The organism is Bacteroides sp. 4_1_36 (assembly GCF_003466325.1).
In the GTDB taxonomy this organism is placed as follows: Bacteria; Bacteroidota; Bacteroidia; order Bacteroidales; family Bacteroidaceae; genus Bacteroides; species Bacteroides uniformis.
The window spans coordinates 21,169-38,528 of record NZ_QSOX01000003.1 but is presented as its reverse complement, the minus strand read 5'-3'; the positions used below and the strand labels follow the sequence as shown (position 1 = coordinate 38,528).

Genomic DNA, 17,360 nt, shown 5'->3' with positions numbered 1-17,360 from the left:
TTAAATAAAAATACTATATATTCTATTAATACCAATTAGCCGTAGGATCAGCCACCCAATCTGCAAAACCTGGATATTTATCATTAATAGCCTGACGCTCAGTAGTCCATTCATATCTTGTCTCTACACGTATCTTCTGCGGAGCTTTGCCAATCTCTGCTTTCAGTGTATATACTTCAGCATTTTGGCCTTCCACTTTGATATTTACGGCACCGGTACCGTTAACTCTGTACATCACCGGAGCCTTAGTTGCCCCAGCATCCGTATTTACCATTGTAGTATTAGAAACACCAAAGAGTTCATGAACTTCACGGCTATCACCGCCTACCTCAATATACAAAGGCAAAGTACCACCCGCAGCCTGCAGGGTAATGATAGTTGCTCCCCCATTGGTCGCTACATCAAACACGACATCGTTGAAGTCAAAATCATCACTGTCTCCAAGGTCTTCTGCTATGATTCTGTACGCATTCGTATATACGGCCGGAGAGATTTTCACAATCCAATCACTATAATACCCATCTGCAGCCACTTGTTGATTTGGGTTCTGTCCGGTAGCTTCAAAGTCAAATCCCACATAATAAGCACCCCCAATATATTGTATAGTATAATTATAGTGCATTTTACCATCCAAAGAAACCCTATAGCCAAAAGAAGACGTTCCACTATTCTGCATTAGCATTATAGCCCCCTCAGTAGCATTAAAATTATTGATATGCTCATCTGATGCTGCAACCAAAAAATCCATATTAGAGTGTGAGCCACTTACATGTTGAACAAAAAAGTCGGTCCAATCCACACCAATGGATTGTGGATTCTGATGTGTTTTAAACCATTCCGTAACCACTTCTTTTTCTGTAGCCGTAATACCCTCGGGTACTTCCGTAAAATCTTTCCATTGATTGCTATTAGTGTTAGCAACACGCGTTGTCGGTGTTGCCCCAAATCCCCAATCCTGATCAACTGCAATTTCTCCATACTTCTGCACGAAAGCCGATGCATACTGTGCCTCTTTCTTAGCCGCCGCCTTTTCCGGGTCGAACAAATCGCTATCAGAACCGCAAGCGGAAAATACCACTACGCCCATAATAGCCAAAATTCCAAAGTTGAGCTTTTTCTTCATATCATTCATTGTTTATTCATTTAACAATTCGTGATTACACCCCATTCCGACACATATTACAACCAAGGATATCATTATATACAACTCAAAATTGTATAACATATTGATAAATAGGACATATTCTACTTCGCAAATATACATAATACTATATCAAATAACAACCAAAACCTCAAAAAGTTGCAATAAATAATTTATTAAGTTGTATTTTTCAATAAACATTAAATTTAAAGCATCTCTTATCATAGATGCACACATACGAAAGTACAAGTCAATTTTTGAAAGGACTAATATCTTTGCCTACCAAAATTAAATTATTCCTATATGGAGAAAAAATCGTTCCACCATGGTGGAACGATTTTTTCTCCAGGATGGAACAATATTTTCTCCATGGAGGAACGATTTACTATCAGGCATCTTTTCCCTTAACCATAGGCAGGCTGAACGAGAAATATGGCGTATGCAAAGAGAAAGTAAAAACAGAAGTGAACAAAAGAGGCTTTTTTTCCTTCTAAAACTTCCCGCCATCCGTTTTCTTTTGCTATTTTTGCATTTTGTAATCTTCAGATTAGAAATGAGAACAGAACCAACAACATATAACTTGCTTAACACCATTACATTTCCCGAGGATTTACGCCAACTCAGCGTAGAAGAGCTTCCTGAAGTCTGTAAAGAATTGAGGCAAGACATTATAAAGGAGGTTTCGTGTAACCCCGGACATTTCGCTGCCAGCCTGGGCACGGTAGAGCTGACCGTTGCCCTGCACTACGTATTCAATACTCCGTACGACCGCATAGTCTGGGATGTAGGCCATCAGGCGTACGGGCACAAGATACTGACCGGACGCCGTGAAGCATTCTCCACCAACCGTAAATTCAAGGGAGTTCGTCCTTTTCCCTCACCAGAGGAAAGCGATTATGACACATTCACCTGCGGACATGCGTCAAATTCAATCTCCGCCGCTCTTGGCATGGCTGTTGCCGCTGCCGAAAAAGGCGAGAAAGACCGCCATGTGGTCGCCGTCATCGGTGATGGAAGCATGAGCGGCGGCCTGGCTTTCGAAGGACTGAACAACGCTTCGTCCACCCCCAACAACCTTCTTATCATTCTCAACGACAATGACATGTCGATAGACAGAAGTGTAGGTGGCATGAAGCAGTACCTTTTCAACCTGACTACCAGCAACCGCTATAACCAGCTGCGCTTCAAGACATCCAGACTGCTGTTCAAAATGGGACTTTTGAACGAGGACCGCCGCAAAGCGCTGATTCGCTTCGCCAACAGCCTGAAATCAATGGCCGCCCAGCAGCAGAATATCTTTGAAGGGATGAACATCCGCTACTTCGGCCCTATCAATGGACACGATGTGAAAAACATAGCCCGTGTCCTGCGGGACATCAAAGATATGCAGGGACCGAAAATACTGCATCTGCACACTGTGAAAGGAAAAGGCTTCGAACCTGCCGAGAAGAATCCGGATATCTGGCATGCACCGGGCAAATTCGATCCGGAAACCGGAGAACGCCTCAAGGCGGATACCAGCAATTTGCCTCCGCTTTTCCAGGACGTGTTTGGGGAAACGCTGGTAGAACTGGCAAAGGAAAATCCGAAAATCGTCGGAGTAACCCCCGCCATGCCCACCGGCTGCTCTATGAACAAGCTGATGGACACCATGCCCGACCGTGCCTTCGATGTGGGTATTGCCGAAGGGCATGCAGCCACTTTCTCGGGCGGTATGGCTAAAGAAGGAATGCAGCCTTTCTGCAACATCTACTCCTCCTTCATGCAGCGGGCATACGATAATGTCATCCATGACATCGCCCTGCTCCGCCTCCCCGTCGTACTTTGCCTGGACCGCGCCGGACTGGTAGGAGAAGACGGACCGACACACCATGGAGTTTTCGACCTGGCCTATTTCCGTCCGATTCCCAACCTGACCATATCTTCACCGATGGACGAACATGAATTGCGCCGCCTGATGTACACGGCACAGTTGCCGGACCAAGGTCCGTTCGTCATCCGCTATCCCCGCGGACGCGGCGTATTGCTGGATTGGAAATGTCCGCTGGAAGAAATCCCCGTAGGCAAAGGGCGCAGACTGAAAGAAGGCAAAGACCTGGCAGTCATCACCCTCGGTCCCATAGGCAACGTGGCCGCACGTGCCATAGAGCGTGCGGAGAAGGACAAAGGAATCTCCATAGCCCACTACGACCTGCGTTTTCTCAAGCCGCTCGACGAAGCCCTGCTGCACGAGGTGGGACTCAACTTCCAGCATGTCGTCACCATAGAAGACGGTGTCAAAAAAGGAGGAATGGGCAGTGCCATACTGGAGTTCATGGCGGACAATGACTATATTCCCCATTTCAGACGTATCGGTGTACCCGATGCCTTCATAGAACACGGCACCATACAAGAGTTGCACCATCTTTGCGGAATGGACGAAGAAGGAATCTATAATCAATTGATAATTGATAGTTGAAAATTGACAGTTTGAGCATTTACCCCATAGGTCAACTATTAATTACCAACTATCAGCGAACTAAAAGTGAAAATAATTATTGCAGGTGCCGGCGCAGTAGGCACACACTTGGCCAAATTGCTGTCCCGCGAGAAGCAGGACATCATTCTGATGGACGACAACGAAGACAAGTTGAGCACACTGAACTCCAACTTTGACTTGATGACGGCTACGGCCTCCCCTACCTCCATAAAAGGCTTGAAAGAAGTGGGAGTGGGAGAGGCAGACTTGTTCATAGCCGTCACCCCCGATGAAAGCCGGAACATGACCGCATGCATGCTGGCAAACAATCTGGGAGCACAAAAGACCGTAGCCCGTATTGACAACTACGAATACCTGCTGCCCAAAAACAAGGAATTTTTCCAGAAGCTGGGTGTCGATTCACTCATCTATCCGGAAATGCTTGCCGCCAAAGAAATCGTATCTTCCATCCGCATGAGCTGGGTACGCCAATGGTGGGAATTCTGCGGAGGAGCCTTGATACTGATAGGTACCAAGATGCGCGAAAAAGCCGAGATACTGAACATCCCCCTCCACGAACTGGGTGGACCGGAGCTGCCCTATCACGTGGTAGCCATCAAACGGGGAAGCGAGACACTGATTCCCCGTGGTGACGATACCATCAAGCTACATGACATCGTATACTTTACCACCACACGAAAATACGTCCCCTACATCCGCAAAATAGCCGGCAAGGAAGATTATGCCGATGTGCGCAACGTGATGATTATGGGTGGAAGCCGGATTGCCGTACGAACCGCCCAATATGTCCCGGACTACATGCAGGTGAAAATCGTGGACAACGACCTGAACCGCTGCAACCGCCTGACCGAGCTGCTTGACGACCGCACCATGATTATCAATGGCGACGGGCGGGATATGGACCTGCTTGTGGAAGAGGGACTGAAAAATACGGAAGCCTTCGTTGCCTTGACCGGCAACTCGGAGACTAATATCCTGGCCTGCCTTGCCGCCAAACGCATGGGAGTCAGCAAAACCGTAGCGGAAGTGGAGAACATCGACTACATAGGCATGGCCGAAAGCCTTGACATCGGCACCGTCATCAACAAAAAGATGATTGCTGCCAGCCACATCTACCAGATGATGCTGGATGCGGACGTCAGCAACGTGAAATGCCTGACCTTTGCCAATGCCGATGTAGCGGAATTTACCGTTAAGGCCGGCTCGAAGATTACCAAACATCCGGTAAAAGACCTCGGCCTCCCGAAAGGAGCCACCATCGGCGGACTTATCCGCCAGGGGGAAGGCGTTGTGGTTATGGGTAACACCCTGATACAGCCGGGTGACCATGTAGTGGTATTCTGCCTGAACATGATGATTAAGAAAATCGAAAAATACTTTAACTAATTGAGAATGAGTAGTTGGTAAATGATTAACTTCAAGACAATCATACGGATTATCGGTATTCTGCTATTGCTGGAAACAGTCATGTTTCTGGTCTGTTCGGGCGTGTCCTTCTACTACAGAGAAAGCGATATGCTCGATTTCTGGAAAGCAGGAGGCATCACAGCAGGGGTAGGCTTATTGCTGGCAGCTCTCGGCAAGGGAGGCGAACGGCAACTGACGCGCCGTGACGGATATGTACTGGTCAGCTTTGCCTGGGTGGCATTCTCTCTTTTCGGAATGCTGCCTTTCTATATAGGCGGATACATACCCGACATTGCCAATGCATTCTTCGAAACCATGTCCGGTTTCAGCAGTACGGGTGCCACCATCTTGGACGACATCGAGTCACTTCCTCATGGAATACTGTTCTGGCGCAGTATGACACAGTGGATTGGCGGCTTGGGAATCATCATGTTCACCATTGCAGTGCTTCCCATCTTCGGAGTCAGTGGCCTGCAGGTGTTCGCCGCCGAGGCAAGCGGCCCTACACATGACAAGGTTCATCCCCGTATCGGTATCACCGCCAAATGGATTTGGAGTATCTATGCCGGCATAACCGCTCTGCTTGTCGGTCTGCTGATGCTTGGAGGTATGGACTGGTTCGACAGTATCTGCCATGCATTTGCCACTACCGGTACCGGTGGCTTCTCCACCAAGCAGGCCAGCGTTGCCTACTACAATTCTCCTTATATAGAATATGTCATCTCCATTTTCATGTTTATCTCCGGCATCAACTTCACCTTGCTATTATTGTTCGTCAACCGGAAATTCAAGAAGTTCATCGGCAATGCCGAGCTGAAATTCTATTTCGGTTCAGTTGTGCTCTTCACTGCCGTCATAGCCATCGTGCTTTACTATACCAGTCCCATGGGGATGGAAGAATCCTTCCGCAAATCCTTGTTCCAGGTAATCTCCCTCCAGACCTCCACCGGTTTTGCGACAGATGACTATATGCAATGGACACCCGTCTTGTGGGGGCTGCTTACCATCATCATGCTGATGGGAGCGTGTGCAGGCAGTACCACCGGAGGCTTGAAGTGTATACGTATGGTAATTCTTACCAAAGTCTCACGAAACGAGTTCAAACACATCCTACACCCCAATGCCATACTTCCGGTACGGATAAACAAGCAGGTAATCTCTCCCTCCATTGTCTCCACCGTACTGGCTTTTTGTTTTATTTATATCTCCATTATAGTCATCGGCACACTGCTCATGATGGCTATGGGTGTCGGGGCTGAAGAATCAATGGGCTGCGTCATTTCCAGTATCGGTAATATGGGACCCGGATTGGGTGAAACCGGACCTGCCTATTCGTGGAATGCCCTGCCCGATGCAGCTAAATGGCTGTTATCCTTTTTAATGCTTCTGGGTCGTCTTGAGTTATTTACCGTACTGCTGCTTTTCACACCGGATTTCTGGAAACGGAATTGATTTAGGATAAAAAGTGTAAAAATAATCATTTTTTGTTATGCGGGGATAGCAAATTGAACAATACTTATTATATCTTTGCGTCCTTGAAAGAGAGAATTGTGGTATGAAGCAATGCATTAAATACTGTTTAATCATAATCTTTGCAGCCCTATTGCACGACAGTGCAACCGGAGCTGCAGATATTTTGTGCGTTCCTGCCACCCGACAAGCAGAATGCTGTACGCTGTCACAAGCTCCTACCACCCAACAAGCAGTCCAGAAGTTCTACGACTTGTTTTCACCAAACTCCCTCTGCATAGAACATGTGGACCATACGCAAGTACCAACCAACAAAAGCGTACTCCTGCGCATGTACATCTACAAGATGCAGCAGCATGCCTATGCACCGGAATGCGACCGTTTGTTGAATCTGTCTCCTCATCCCGTACCCGACGCGAATTATTACGTGTTCGGGCTAAGAAAGATTATCATTTAGAAGGCCTGCAAGCGCAGACGCTTGCCCCTGACCTCGCCGGACAACAAATCAGAGGTTTTGTCCTCCGGTGCGATGTATCTATTATTATATATCTAAAATCTTATCAGGTTTATGAACTTTACTTTGTTAGTGGTCGTCTTATTGACGGCAATCGCTTTCGTGGGTATCGTCATCGCGCTCTCCAATGCGATAGCACCCCGTTCGTACAATGCACAGAAGATGGAGCCGTACGAGTGTGGTATCCCTACCCGCGGTAAATCGTGGATGCAATTCCGGGTAGGTTACTATCTGTTTGCCATCTTGTTCCTGATGTTCGAAGTGGAAACGGTATTTCTGTTCCCTTGGGCAGTCATCACCCGCGAACTTGGCGTGGCAGGACTTTTCAGTGTTTTATTTTTCCTGATTATATTGATTCTGGGCCTTGCTTATGCCTGGAGGAAAGGAGCTTTGGAATGGAAGTAACAAAGAAGCCGAAAATTAAATCTATCCCTTATGAGGAGTTTACAGACAACGAAACGTTGGAGAAACTGGTTCGGGAACTTAATGCCGGAGGCGCCAATGTCGCCCTTGGCGTACTGGACGATTTCGTCAACTGGGGACGCAGCAACTCACTGTGGCCTCTTACGTTTGCAACCAGCTGTTGCGGTATCGAATTCATGGCCCTCGGCGCAGCCCGCTACGATATGGCGCGCTTCGGGTTCGAGGTAGCCCGTGCCAGTCCGCGCCAGGCAGACATGATTATGGTTTGCGGAACAATAACCAACAAGATGGCTCCCGTTCTGAAACGTCTTTACGACCAGATGGCCGATCCGAAATATGTAGTAGCCGTAGGCGGCTGTGCCGTCAGCGGAGGCCCGTTCAAGAAATCCTATCACGTGGTGAACGGTGTGGACAAGATTCTGCCGGTGGATGTCTACATTCCCGGTTGCCCTCCGCGTCCGGAAGCATTCTACTACGGCATGATGCAATTGCAGCGTAAAGTGAAAATAGAGAAATACTTCGGTGGAGTAAACAGAAAAGAAGAGAACCACTAATCAGTACTTAAAAATATGGAAATAAAATACATAGAGCCCTCAGTCCTGCACGACGAAATGCTGCGTCTGCGGAAAGAGAAACAAATGGACTTCCTGGAATGCCTCAGCGGTATGGATTGGGGAATACCCGACGAGAAAGACGCACCGGACACCCCCCGCGGACTCGGTGTAGTCTATCTGTTGGAATCTACTGTTACCGGCGAACGGATAGCGGTACGCACCGCCACTCTAAACCGGGAACATCCCGAACTTCCTTCCGTCAGCGATATCTGGAAAGCTGCGGATTTCAACGAGCGCGAAGTCTACGACTTTTACGGCATCGTTTTCATCGGTCATCCGGATATGCGCCGACTCTATCTGCGCAATGACTGGGTAGGCTATCCCATGCGTAAAGACAATGAGCCGGAAAAAGATAATCCGTTGCGTATGGACAACGAAGAAACGGTGGACACCACCATGGAATTGGAGCTGAATCCCGACGGTAGCATCAAGAATAAGGAGATGCAACTTTTCGGTGATGAGGAATATGTGGTGAACATCGGTCCCCAACATCCGGCCACCCACGGCGTAATGCGCTTCCGTGTATCATTGGAGGGTGAAATCATCGACAAGATTGATGCCAACTGCGGCTACATCCACCGGGGTATCGAGAAGATGTGCGAAAGCCTGACCTATCCGCAGACCTTGGCTCTAACCGACCGTCTGGACTACCTGGGCGCACACCAGAACCGCCATGCCTTGTGCATGTGTATCGAGAAGGCAATGGGCGTGGAAGTAAGCGAACGCGTGCAGTACATACGTACCATCATGGACGAGTTGCAGCGAATAGACTCTCACCTGCTGTTCTATTCTTGTCTTGCTATGGACCTGGGTGCATTAACGGCCTTCTTCTACGGTTTCCGCGACCGCGAAAAGATACTCGACATCTTTGAGGAAACTTGCGGCGGACGCCTCATCATGAACTACAACACCATCGGTGGCGTGCAGGCAGACATTGCTCCCGGCTTCGTAAAGAAAGTGAAGGAGTTTATCCCCTACCTCCGCGGTATCCTACACGAATATCACGACGTATTCACCGGGAACATCATTGCCCAGCAACGTCTGAAAGGTGTGGGTATACTCTCACGGGAAGATGCCATCGCCTTTGGAGCTACCGGAGGCACCGGACGCGCCAGCGGATGGGCCTGCGACGTGCGTAAGCGTATGCCATATGCCGTATATGACAAGGTGGACTTTAAAGAAATCATCCGCACCGAAGGCGATTCATGGGCACGCTACCTTATCCGTATGGATGAAATTCTGGAGAGCCTGAAGATTATCGAGCAACTGATAGACAACATCCCGGAAGGAGCCTACCAGGAAAAGATGAAACCTATTATCCGCGTACCGGAAGGCACTTATTATGCAGCCGTAGAAGGTAGCCGCGGTGAGTTCGGCGTCTTCCTCGAAAGCCATGGCGACAAGATGCCTTACCGCCTGCATTTCCGCAGTACGGGCTTGCCATTGGTATCGACCGTAAATACGATTTGCCGCGGAGCTAAAATCGCCGACCTTATTGCCATTGGCGGAACATTGGATTATGTAGTACCAGATATTGACAGATAAAAGGATTTACGATTTGACAATTTACAATTTACCATGCGGAATTACAGCGCAGCCAAATTGTAAATTGTACATTGTGAATTGTAAATCAAAAAGCGCCTCGTAAATTGTAAATAGTAAATTGTAAATAGTAAATGAACAACGTGTTTGACTTTAGTATAGTAACCAACTGGATACACCAGATGCTGACTTCCCTGATGCCGGAAGGTCTGGCAATATTCCTCGAATGCGTGGTGATTGGCGTATGCATCATCTTGATGTATGCCGTGCTTGCCATCATCCTGATTTACATGGAGCGTAAAATATGCGCCTTCTTCCAATGCCGCCTCGGTCCGATGCGCGTGGGGAAATGGGGATTGCTCCAAGTGCCCTGCGACGTCATCAAGATGTTGACAAAGGAAATCATTGATTTGAAATTCTCTGACCGGTTCCTCTACAATCTGGCACCGTTCATGGTAATCATCGCTTCTTTCCTGACATTTGCCTGCCTGCCCATCAACAAGGGATTGGAGGTATTGGACTTCAATGTAGGAGTGTTCTTCCTGCTGGCTGCATCGAGTATCGGCGTAGTGGGTATCCTGCTGGCAGGCTGGAGTTCCAACAATAAATTCTCGCTGATTGGAGCCATGCGAAGCGGTGCGCAGATTATCAGCTACGAGTTGTCCTGCGGATTGAGCATACTGACAATGGTAGTGTTGATGGGAACCATGCAGTTCTCCGAAATAGTAGAAGGACAAGCTGACGGCTGGTTCATCTTCAAGGGACATATCCCTGCATTGATAGCCTTCATCATCTACCTCATTGCCGGAAATGCGGAAACCAACCGCGGTCCCTTCGACTTGCCCGAAGCCGAAAGCGAGTTGACTGCCGGATACCATACGGAATACAGCGGTATGGGCTTCGGATTCTTCTATCTGGCAGAATATTTGAATCTGTTTATCGTAGCCTCCGTGGCAGCCACCATCTTCCTGGGAGGCTGGATGCCGCTACACATCGTAGGCCTGGACGGCTTCAACGCAGTGATGGATTACATTCCGGGATTTGTATGGTTCTTCGGAAAGGCCTTCTTCGTAGTCTTCCTGCTGATGTGGATAAAGTGGACCTTCCCCCGCCTGCGTATTGACCAGATTCTGAATCTGGAGTGGAAGTACCTGGTACCCATCTCTATGGTGAACTTGATTTTGATGGTATTAATTGTAGTATTTAAATTGCATTTCTAACCGGCGTAGCGCCGGAGCAAGATTTCCTTGCGGATAATTTTAATAAAGGCAAAAGTAATGAAAGAAAAGAACTCTTATATCGGCGGACTCATACACGGCGTCACTTCTCTGCTGACAGGTATGAAGACAACCATGACCGTATTCTGCCGACGAAAGACTACCGAACAATATCCGGAAAACCGCTCGACATTGAAACTCTCCGACCGTTTCCGTGGCACGCTGACCATGCCCCATAATGATAAAAATGAACATCGGTGTGTAGCTTGCGGTTTGTGCCAGATGGCTTGTCCCAACGACACTATCAAGGTGACCGGCGAGATGGTTGAAACGGAAGACGGCAAGAAAAAGAAGATATTGGTTAAGTACGAATACGACCTCGGTTCGTGCATGTTCTGCCAACTCTGTGTGAATGCCTGCCCTCACGATGCCATCACGTTCGACCAGGATTTTGAGCATGCAGTGTTCGACCGCACGAAACTGGTCATGACGCTGAACCGTCCGGGCAGCCATGTAGAAGAAAAAAAGAAACCCGCTGCTCCCAAAGAAGAGACAACAAAGTAATTCGTTAATAGTAACTTGTAATTAAACAACATGGAAATAACTCTTGAAACAGTAGTATTCTACTTCCTTGCGGCCTTTATCACCGTATTTTCCATCTTGACGGTAACGACCCACCGCATGGTGCGCTCGGCCACCTACCTGCTGTTCGTACTTTTCGGTACGGCAGGCATCTACTTTCTGCTGGGTTACACCTTCCTCGGTTCCGTGCAGATTATGGTCTATGCCGGCGGTATCGTAGTGCTCTACGTCTTCTCCATACTGCTTACCAGTGGCGAAGGCGATGTCATCGAGAAGTTAAAGCGTAGCAGGTTCCTTGCCGGACTGGGTGCCACCGTGGGCGGTGCCATCATCGTAGTATTCATCACTTTGAAGCATAAGTTCATTGCCACCACCGACGTGGAACCTTTGGAGGTCAACATCAAGACCATCGGTCACCACATGCTGAGCGGTGACAAGTATGGTTATCTGCTTCCCTTCGAAGCTGTCAGCATCTTGTTATTGGCATGTATCGTAGGTGGATTATTAATAGCACGTAAAAGATAAGAATTATGATACACATGGAATATTATCTGATAGTTTCGGCTATCATGTTTTTCGCAGGCATCTATGGGTTCTTTACCCGCCGCAACACGCTGGCGATACTTATCAGCATCGAGCTGATTCTGAATGCCACGGACATCAACTTTGCGGTGTTCAACCGTTTCCTATTCCCCGGAGGACTGGAAGGATATTTCTTCTCTTTATTCTCCATCGCCATCTCGGCGGCCGAAACGGCTGTAGCCATTGCCATCATGATTAACATCTACCGTAACATCCGCAGTATCCAGGTGAACAAACTGGATGAGATGAAGTGGTAAGAGCAAGAATCGCCAAGCGATGTTTCTTGAATAGTAATAATTGATAAACATAGTATATATGGAATATACAATATTAATCCTTCTACTCCCTTTCCTCTCTTTCCTCGCTCTGGGACTTGGAGGTAAATGGATGTCACACCGCACTGCCGGCCTTATCGGAACTGCGGCACTGGGTGTGGTCGCAGTGCTTTCCTATCTCACCGCAGGAATGTACTTCAGCGCTCCCCGCCTTGCCGATGGTACGTACGAGGCGCTGATGCCCTATAACTTCAAATGGCTGCCTTTCACAGAAAGCCTCAGTATCGACATGGGTATCCTACTCGACCCGATTTCGGTTATGATGCTCGTGGTCATCAGTACCGTTTCGCTGCTGGTACACATATACTCTTTCGGCTACATGAAGGGCGAACGCGGTTTCCAGCGTTACTACGCCTTCCTGTCGCTCTTCACCATGTCCATGCTCGGACTGGTAGTAGCAACGAATATCTTCCAGATGTATCTGTTCTGGGAGTTGGTGGGCGTGTCCTCCTATCTGCTGATTGGTTTCTATTATACGAAGCCGGCGGCTATTGCCGCTTCGAAGAAGGCTTTTATCGTGACCCGTTTTGCTGACCTGGGATTCCTTATAGGTATCCTCGTCTATGGGTATTATGCCGGTACATACACCTTCAGCCCTAATGAGATGGCGCTGGCAAAGGGCGGTGCGGCAATGATTCCGCTTGCCTTGGGACTGATGTTCATCGGTGGTGCCGGAAAGAGTGCCATGTTCCCGTTGCACATCTGGCTGCCCGATGCCATGGAAGGTCCTACGCCGGTCAGTGCACTGATTCATGCCGCCACGATGGTGGTTGCTGGTGTCTATCTGGTGGCACGCATGTTCCCGTTGTTCATAGAATATGCTCCCAGCGTGCTGCACATCGTGGCATACGTAGGAGCCTTCACGGCATTCTATGCCGCCAGTGTGGCATGTGTGCAGAGTGACATCAAGCGTGTACTGGCATTCTCCACCATCTCCCAAATCGGTTTCATGATGGTGGCGCTGGGTGTATGTACATCAGCCGACCCACACGAAGGGGGACTGGGCTACATGGCAGGCATGTTCCACTTGTTCACACACGCCATGTTCAAGGCATTGCTGTTCCTCGGAGCGGGTAGCATCATCCATGCCGTACACAGCAACGAGATGTCTGCCATGGGCGGACTGCGGAAGTATATGCCCATTACACATATCACGTTCCTCATCGCCTGCCTTGCCATTGCAGGTATTCCTCCGTTCTCCGGATTCTTCTCCAAAGATGAAATCCTGACGGCATGCTTCCAGTTCAGCCCCACTATGGGATGGATTATGACAGTGATTGCAGGTATGACAGCATTCTATATGTTCCGTCTTTATTATGGTATCTTTTGGGCCGGCTCAGAGCCGGGGCAAAAGTCGGCAAGCGATGGGGGCGACAGCCACATGCCTCACCCCCACGAGAGTCCTCTGGCGATGACCCTGCCCCTGATGCTCCTTGCTGTGGTTACGATAATTGCCGGTTTCATTCCTTTCGGACACTTCATCAGTTCCAACGGTGAAGCATATAACATCCATCTGGATTGGAGTGTGGCAGGTACAAGTATCGCCGTAGCGGTGGTTTCCATAGCCATTGCCACCTACATCTATGCAGGTAGCCGGCAACCCGTTGCCGATACATTGGCACACCGTTTCAAAGGCTTGTGGACAGCAGCTTACCACCGCTTCTATCTGGACGAGGTCTACCAGTTCATCACCCACCGCATCATCTTCGGCTGCATCTGCCACCCCATTGCATGGTGGGACCGCCACGTGGTCGACGGTTTCTTCAACTTCCTTGCCTGGGGGGCTGAAGCTACCAGTGAAGAGATACGCGGCCTGCAAAGCGGACGCATCCAGCAATATACATTTGTATTCCTGCTGGGCACGCTGGCACTGATACTGCTACTATTGCTATAACCCGAGATTTTTCAATCGTAAATCGTAAATCGTTAAATCGTAAATATAAAGATGAACTTTTTATCATTATTCGTACTCATCCCCTTGCTGATGTTGCTGGGTCTTTGGCTCAGCCGCAACATCGCACAAATACGCGCGGTGATGGTGACCGGTGCATCGGCTCTGCTGGTTCTTTCTGCAGCATTGACCGTGATGTACCTCAATGCACGCCACGCTGGTGCCACGGATGAAATGCTGTTCCGTGCCGACATGGTCTGGTATCCTGCACTCAACATCCACTATTCGGTAGGAGTAGACGGTATTTCGGTAGCCATGCTGCTGCTTTCGGCCATCATTGTCTTTACCGGAACATTCGCCTCCTGGAGGCTGCAACCGCTGACTAAAGAATATTTCCTTTGGTTCACCTTCCTCTCCATCGGTGTGTTCGGGTTCTTCATCTCGATAGACCTGTTCACCATGTTCATGTTCTACGAGGTTGCCCTCATTCCCATGTATCTGCTTATCGGTGTATGGGGGTCGGGACGCAAGGAGTACTCCGCCATGAAGCTGACACTGATGCTGATGGGCGGCTCCGCCTTCCTGCTTATCGGTATCCTGGGTATCTACTACGGTGCCGGAGCCACCTCTATGAACCTATTGGAAATAGCACAGATGCACAATATTCCCATCGAACAGCAACGTATCTGGTTCCCGCTCACCTTCCTCGGTTTCGGTGTGCTGGGCGCTCTGTTCCCGTTCCACACATGGAGCCCCGACGGTCACGCCTCCGCACCGACTGCCGTATCCATGCTCCATGCCGGTGTATTGATGAAACTGGGAGGTTACGGATGTTTCCGCATAGCCATGTACCTGATGCCCGAAGCTGCACAAGAACTGGGATGGATATTCCTGATTCTTACCGGAATCTCCGTGGTATACGGTGCATTCTCCGCTTGTGTACAAACCGACTTGAAGTATATCAATGCCTACTCTTCCGTCAGCCATTGCGGCCTGGTGTTGTTCGCCATCCTGATGATGAACCAGACAGCTTGCACGGGTGCTGTTCTGCAGATGCTCTCTCACGGACTGATGACAGCCTTGTTCTTCGCCCTTATCGGTATGATATACGGACGTACCCATACGCGTGACGTCCGCGAACTCTCCGGTCTGATGAAGATTATGCCTTTTCTGGCTGTCTGCTATGTAATCGCCGGTCTTGCCAATCTGGGACTGCCCGGACTCAGCGGTTTCATTGCCGAAATGACCATCTTCACCGGTTCGTTCCAGCATCCCGATACGTTCCACCGCGTGTGGACGGTCATTGCATGCAGCTCCATCGTGATTACGGCAGTCTATATCCTGCGACTGGTAGGAAAGATTCTCTATGGCACCTGCACTAACAAGCATCACCTCACCTTGAGCGATGCAACCTGGGACGAACGTACAGCGGTCATCATCCTCATCGCATGCGTTGCCACCCTCGGTATGGCACCATGGTGGATTAGCGGCATGATTGGAGACAGCGTGCTGCCAATAACTGATTTATTTACGATTTGACGATTTACGATTGATAAATGACTTGTAAATCCCAAGAGTAACCTCAATCGTAAATCGTAAAATCGTAAATCCCAAGAGTAATTTCAATCGTAAATCGTAAATCGTAAAATCGTAAATAGATATGGATTATTCCCAATTCCTCCTGCTCAAAGAAGAGCTTTCGCTGATATTGGTCATCGTCATCCTTTTTGTCGCCGACCTCTTCATGAGTCCGGATGCACACAAGAATGACGGCAAACCGGTGCTGAACACAATGCTGCCAGTTGTTCTGCTGACCATACATACACTTATCACCATCGTCCCCGGTCCTGTGGCAGATGCTTTCGGCGGCATGTATCACAATCAGCCGATACAGAGCATCGTGAAATCCATCCTCAGTATAGGTACACTGATTGTATTCCTGATGGCGCACGAATGGATGCGCCGTCCAGACACTGCCATCAAACAAGGTGAGTTCTACATTCTGACACTTTCCACCCTGCTGGGTATGTACTTCATGATTTCCGCCGGACACTTCCTGATGTTCTTCATCGGACTGGAGACGGCAAGCATCCCGATGGCAGCCCTGGTTGCCTTCGACAAATACCGCCACCACTCTGCCGAGGCAGGTGCCAAATATATTCTCACGGCACTGTTCTCCAGCGGATTGCTGCTATACGGATTATCTTTGATTTACGGTACGGTAGGCACTCTCTACTTTGCCGACATACCGGCACGCCTCACCGGCGACCCGTTGCAGATTATGGCATTCGTATTCTTCTTCTCCGGCATGGGATTCAAAATATCACTGGTGCCTTTCCATCTTTGGACAGCAGACGTTTACGAAGGTGCTCCAAGCACGGTGACAGCCTATCTGAGTGTCATCTCTAAAGGCTCTGCCGCTTTCGTGCTGATGGCTATTCTCATCAAGGTATTCGCTCCAATGGTGGAACAATGGCAGGAAGTGCTGTACTGGGTTATCATCGCCTCCATCACAATTGCCAACCTCTTCGCCCTACGCCAGCAGAACCTGAAGCGGTTGATGGCTTTCTCCAGTATCTCGCAAGCAGGTTACATCATGCTGGGTGTCATCAGCGGAAGCGCACAAGGTATGACGTCGCTGGTATACTACGTGCTGATATATATGTTTGCCAATCTTGCCGTATTTACCGTTATCACGATTGTGGCACTGCGGGCAGGCAAGTTCACACTTGAAGACTATAACGGGCTGTATACCACTAATCCGAAGTTGGCGTTCCTGATGACACTGGCACTGTTCTCTCTGGCAGGCATCCCGCCGTTTGCGGGCTTCTTCTCGAAGTTCTTCATCTTCGCGGCAGCTTTCGAAGGCGGCTTCCATCTGCTGGTATTCATTGCCCTTATCAATACAATCATCTCGCTTTATTACTATCTGAAGATTGTAAAGGCAATGTACATCAACAAGAGCGACGAGCCGATTGCAGCATTCCGCAGTGACAACTATACACGTGCCAGCCTGGCCATTTGCACGCTGGGTATTGTGGTACTGAGTATTGCAAGTGTGGTATATCAATCCATCGATAAGTTCTCATTCGGATTATAACCGGAGGGTATCATCACTTACCACAAATTACGCAGATTGGCACAAATTATCTTTAGAAGTTCT

Annotated in this window: 15 protein-coding genes; 14 read left to right on the top strand and 1 reads right to left on the bottom strand. The window is 48.9% G+C overall.

The window, feature by feature from the left end; all coding sequences use genetic code 11:
• Positions 1-25: 25 nt before the first annotated feature.
• Positions 26-1,123 carry a hypothetical protein gene (locus tag DXD65_RS04470; RefSeq protein ID WP_117877933.1) on the bottom strand — a complete coding sequence of 366 codons (1,098 nt, stop codon included), beginning with the start codon at positions 1,121-1,123 and terminating at the stop codon, positions 26-28.
• A gap of 571 nt (positions 1,124-1,694) precedes the next feature.
• Here DXD65_RS04470 and dxs point away from each other — a divergent pair.
• From dxs to DXD65_RS04395, 14 genes are all read left to right on the top strand, one after another.
• Positions 1,695-3,599, top strand: a complete 1,905-nt coding sequence (dxs, locus tag DXD65_RS04460; protein WP_117877857.1) for a 1-deoxy-D-xylulose-5-phosphate synthase — start codon at positions 1,695-1,697, stop codon at positions 3,597-3,599.
• Positions 3,600-3,665: 66 nt separating this feature from the next.
• A complete protein-coding gene (trkA, locus tag DXD65_RS04455; RefSeq protein WP_009037154.1) occupies positions 3,666-5,006 on the top strand; it encodes a Trk system potassium transporter TrkA in 1,341 nt (446 codons plus the stop codon).
• A gap of 21 nt (positions 5,007-5,027) precedes the next feature.
• Positions 5,028-6,479 carry a TrkH family potassium uptake protein gene (locus DXD65_RS04450; RefSeq protein ID WP_005835219.1) on the top strand — a complete coding sequence of 484 codons (1,452 nt, stop codon included), beginning with the start codon at positions 5,028-5,030 and terminating at the stop codon, positions 6,477-6,479.
• A 103-nt stretch (positions 6,480-6,582) separates the two neighbouring features.
• Positions 6,583-6,954: a hypothetical protein gene (locus DXD65_RS04445; protein WP_005823953.1), complete on the top strand. Its 372-nt coding sequence runs from the start codon at positions 6,583-6,585 to the stop codon at positions 6,952-6,954.
• Positions 6,955-7,065: 111 nt separating this feature from the next.
• Entirely contained in the window at positions 7,066-7,416 is a 351-nt protein-coding gene (locus DXD65_RS04440; RefSeq protein WP_005823956.1) for an NADH-quinone oxidoreductase subunit A, read from the top strand.
• Entirely contained in the window at positions 7,407-7,988 is a 582-nt protein-coding gene (locus DXD65_RS04435) for an NADH-quinone oxidoreductase subunit B (RefSeq protein WP_005823959.1), read from the top strand. The genes DXD65_RS04440 and DXD65_RS04435 overlap by 10 nt, the downstream gene beginning before the upstream one ends.
• A 15-nt stretch (positions 7,989-8,003) precedes the next feature.
• Positions 8,004-9,593: an NADH-quinone oxidoreductase subunit D gene (locus DXD65_RS04430; RefSeq protein ID WP_008665629.1), complete on the top strand. Its 1,590-nt coding sequence runs from the start codon at positions 8,004-8,006 to the stop codon at positions 9,591-9,593.
• A 140-nt stretch (positions 9,594-9,733) separates the two neighbouring features.
• Positions 9,734-10,810, top strand: coding sequence for an NADH-quinone oxidoreductase subunit NuoH (nuoH, locus tag DXD65_RS04425; RefSeq protein WP_009037156.1), 1,077 nt, complete (start codon positions 9,734-9,736; stop codon positions 10,808-10,810).
• Positions 10,811-10,867: 57 nt separating this feature from the next.
• Entirely contained in the window at positions 10,868-11,371 is a 504-nt protein-coding gene (locus DXD65_RS04420) for a 4Fe-4S binding protein (protein WP_005835213.1), read from the top strand.
• Between the two features lie 30 nt (positions 11,372-11,401).
• Entirely contained in the window at positions 11,402-11,914 is a 513-nt protein-coding gene (locus DXD65_RS04415; protein WP_005823970.1) for an NADH-quinone oxidoreductase subunit J, read from the top strand.
• 5 nt (positions 11,915-11,919) lie between these two features.
• A complete protein-coding gene (nuoK, locus tag DXD65_RS04410; RefSeq protein WP_005823972.1) occupies positions 11,920-12,228 on the top strand; it encodes an NADH-quinone oxidoreductase subunit NuoK in 309 nt (102 codons plus the stop codon).
• 58 nt (positions 12,229-12,286) lie between these two features.
• Complete coding sequence (gene nuoL, locus DXD65_RS04405; RefSeq protein WP_117887387.1) at positions 12,287-14,200, top strand: NADH-quinone oxidoreductase subunit L; 1,914 nt, start codon at positions 12,287-12,289, stop codon at positions 14,198-14,200.
• 51 nt (positions 14,201-14,251) lie between these two features.
• Positions 14,252-15,736, top strand: coding sequence for a NuoM family protein (locus tag DXD65_RS04400; RefSeq protein WP_117887386.1), 1,485 nt, complete (start codon positions 14,252-14,254; stop codon positions 15,734-15,736).
• 121 nt (positions 15,737-15,857) lie between these two features.
• Complete coding sequence (locus tag DXD65_RS04395) at positions 15,858-17,297, top strand: NADH-quinone oxidoreductase subunit N (protein ID WP_005835210.1); 1,440 nt, start codon at positions 15,858-15,860, stop codon at positions 17,295-17,297.
• Positions 17,298-17,360: the final 63 nt, after the last annotated feature.

Coding starts and splice junctions, on each gene's coding strand:
- dxs (WP_117877857.1), top strand. CDS start 1,695: ATGAGAACAGAACCAACAACATATAACTTGCTTAACACCATTACATTT.
- nuoL (WP_117887387.1), top strand. CDS start 12,287: ATGGAATATACAATATTAATCCTTCTACTCCCTTTCCTCTCTTTCCTC.
- DXD65_RS04470 (WP_117877933.1), bottom strand. CDS start 1,123: ATGAAGAAAAAGCTCAACTTTGGAATTTTGGCTATTATGGGCGTAGTG.
- DXD65_RS04415 (WP_005823970.1), top strand. CDS start 11,402: ATGGAAATAACTCTTGAAACAGTAGTATTCTACTTCCTTGCGGCCTTT.
- DXD65_RS04430 (WP_008665629.1), top strand. CDS start 8,004: ATGGAAATAAAATACATAGAGCCCTCAGTCCTGCACGACGAAATGCTG.
- DXD65_RS04435 (WP_005823959.1), top strand. CDS start 7,407: ATGGAAGTAACAAAGAAGCCGAAAATTAAATCTATCCCTTATGAGGAG.
- DXD65_RS04440 (WP_005823956.1), top strand. CDS start 7,066: ATGAACTTTACTTTGTTAGTGGTCGTCTTATTGACGGCAATCGCTTTC.
- DXD65_RS04420 (WP_005835213.1), top strand. CDS start 10,868: ATGAAAGAAAAGAACTCTTATATCGGCGGACTCATACACGGCGTCACT.
- nuoK (WP_005823972.1), top strand. CDS start 11,920: ATGATACACATGGAATATTATCTGATAGTTTCGGCTATCATGTTTTTC.
- DXD65_RS04395 (WP_005835210.1), top strand. CDS start 15,858: ATGGATTATTCCCAATTCCTCCTGCTCAAAGAAGAGCTTTCGCTGATA.
- DXD65_RS04445 (WP_005823953.1), top strand. CDS start 6,583: ATGAAGCAATGCATTAAATACTGTTTAATCATAATCTTTGCAGCCCTA.
- DXD65_RS04450 (WP_005835219.1), top strand. CDS start 5,028: ATGATTAACTTCAAGACAATCATACGGATTATCGGTATTCTGCTATTG.
- DXD65_RS04400 (WP_117887386.1), top strand. CDS start 14,252: ATGAACTTTTTATCATTATTCGTACTCATCCCCTTGCTGATGTTGCTG.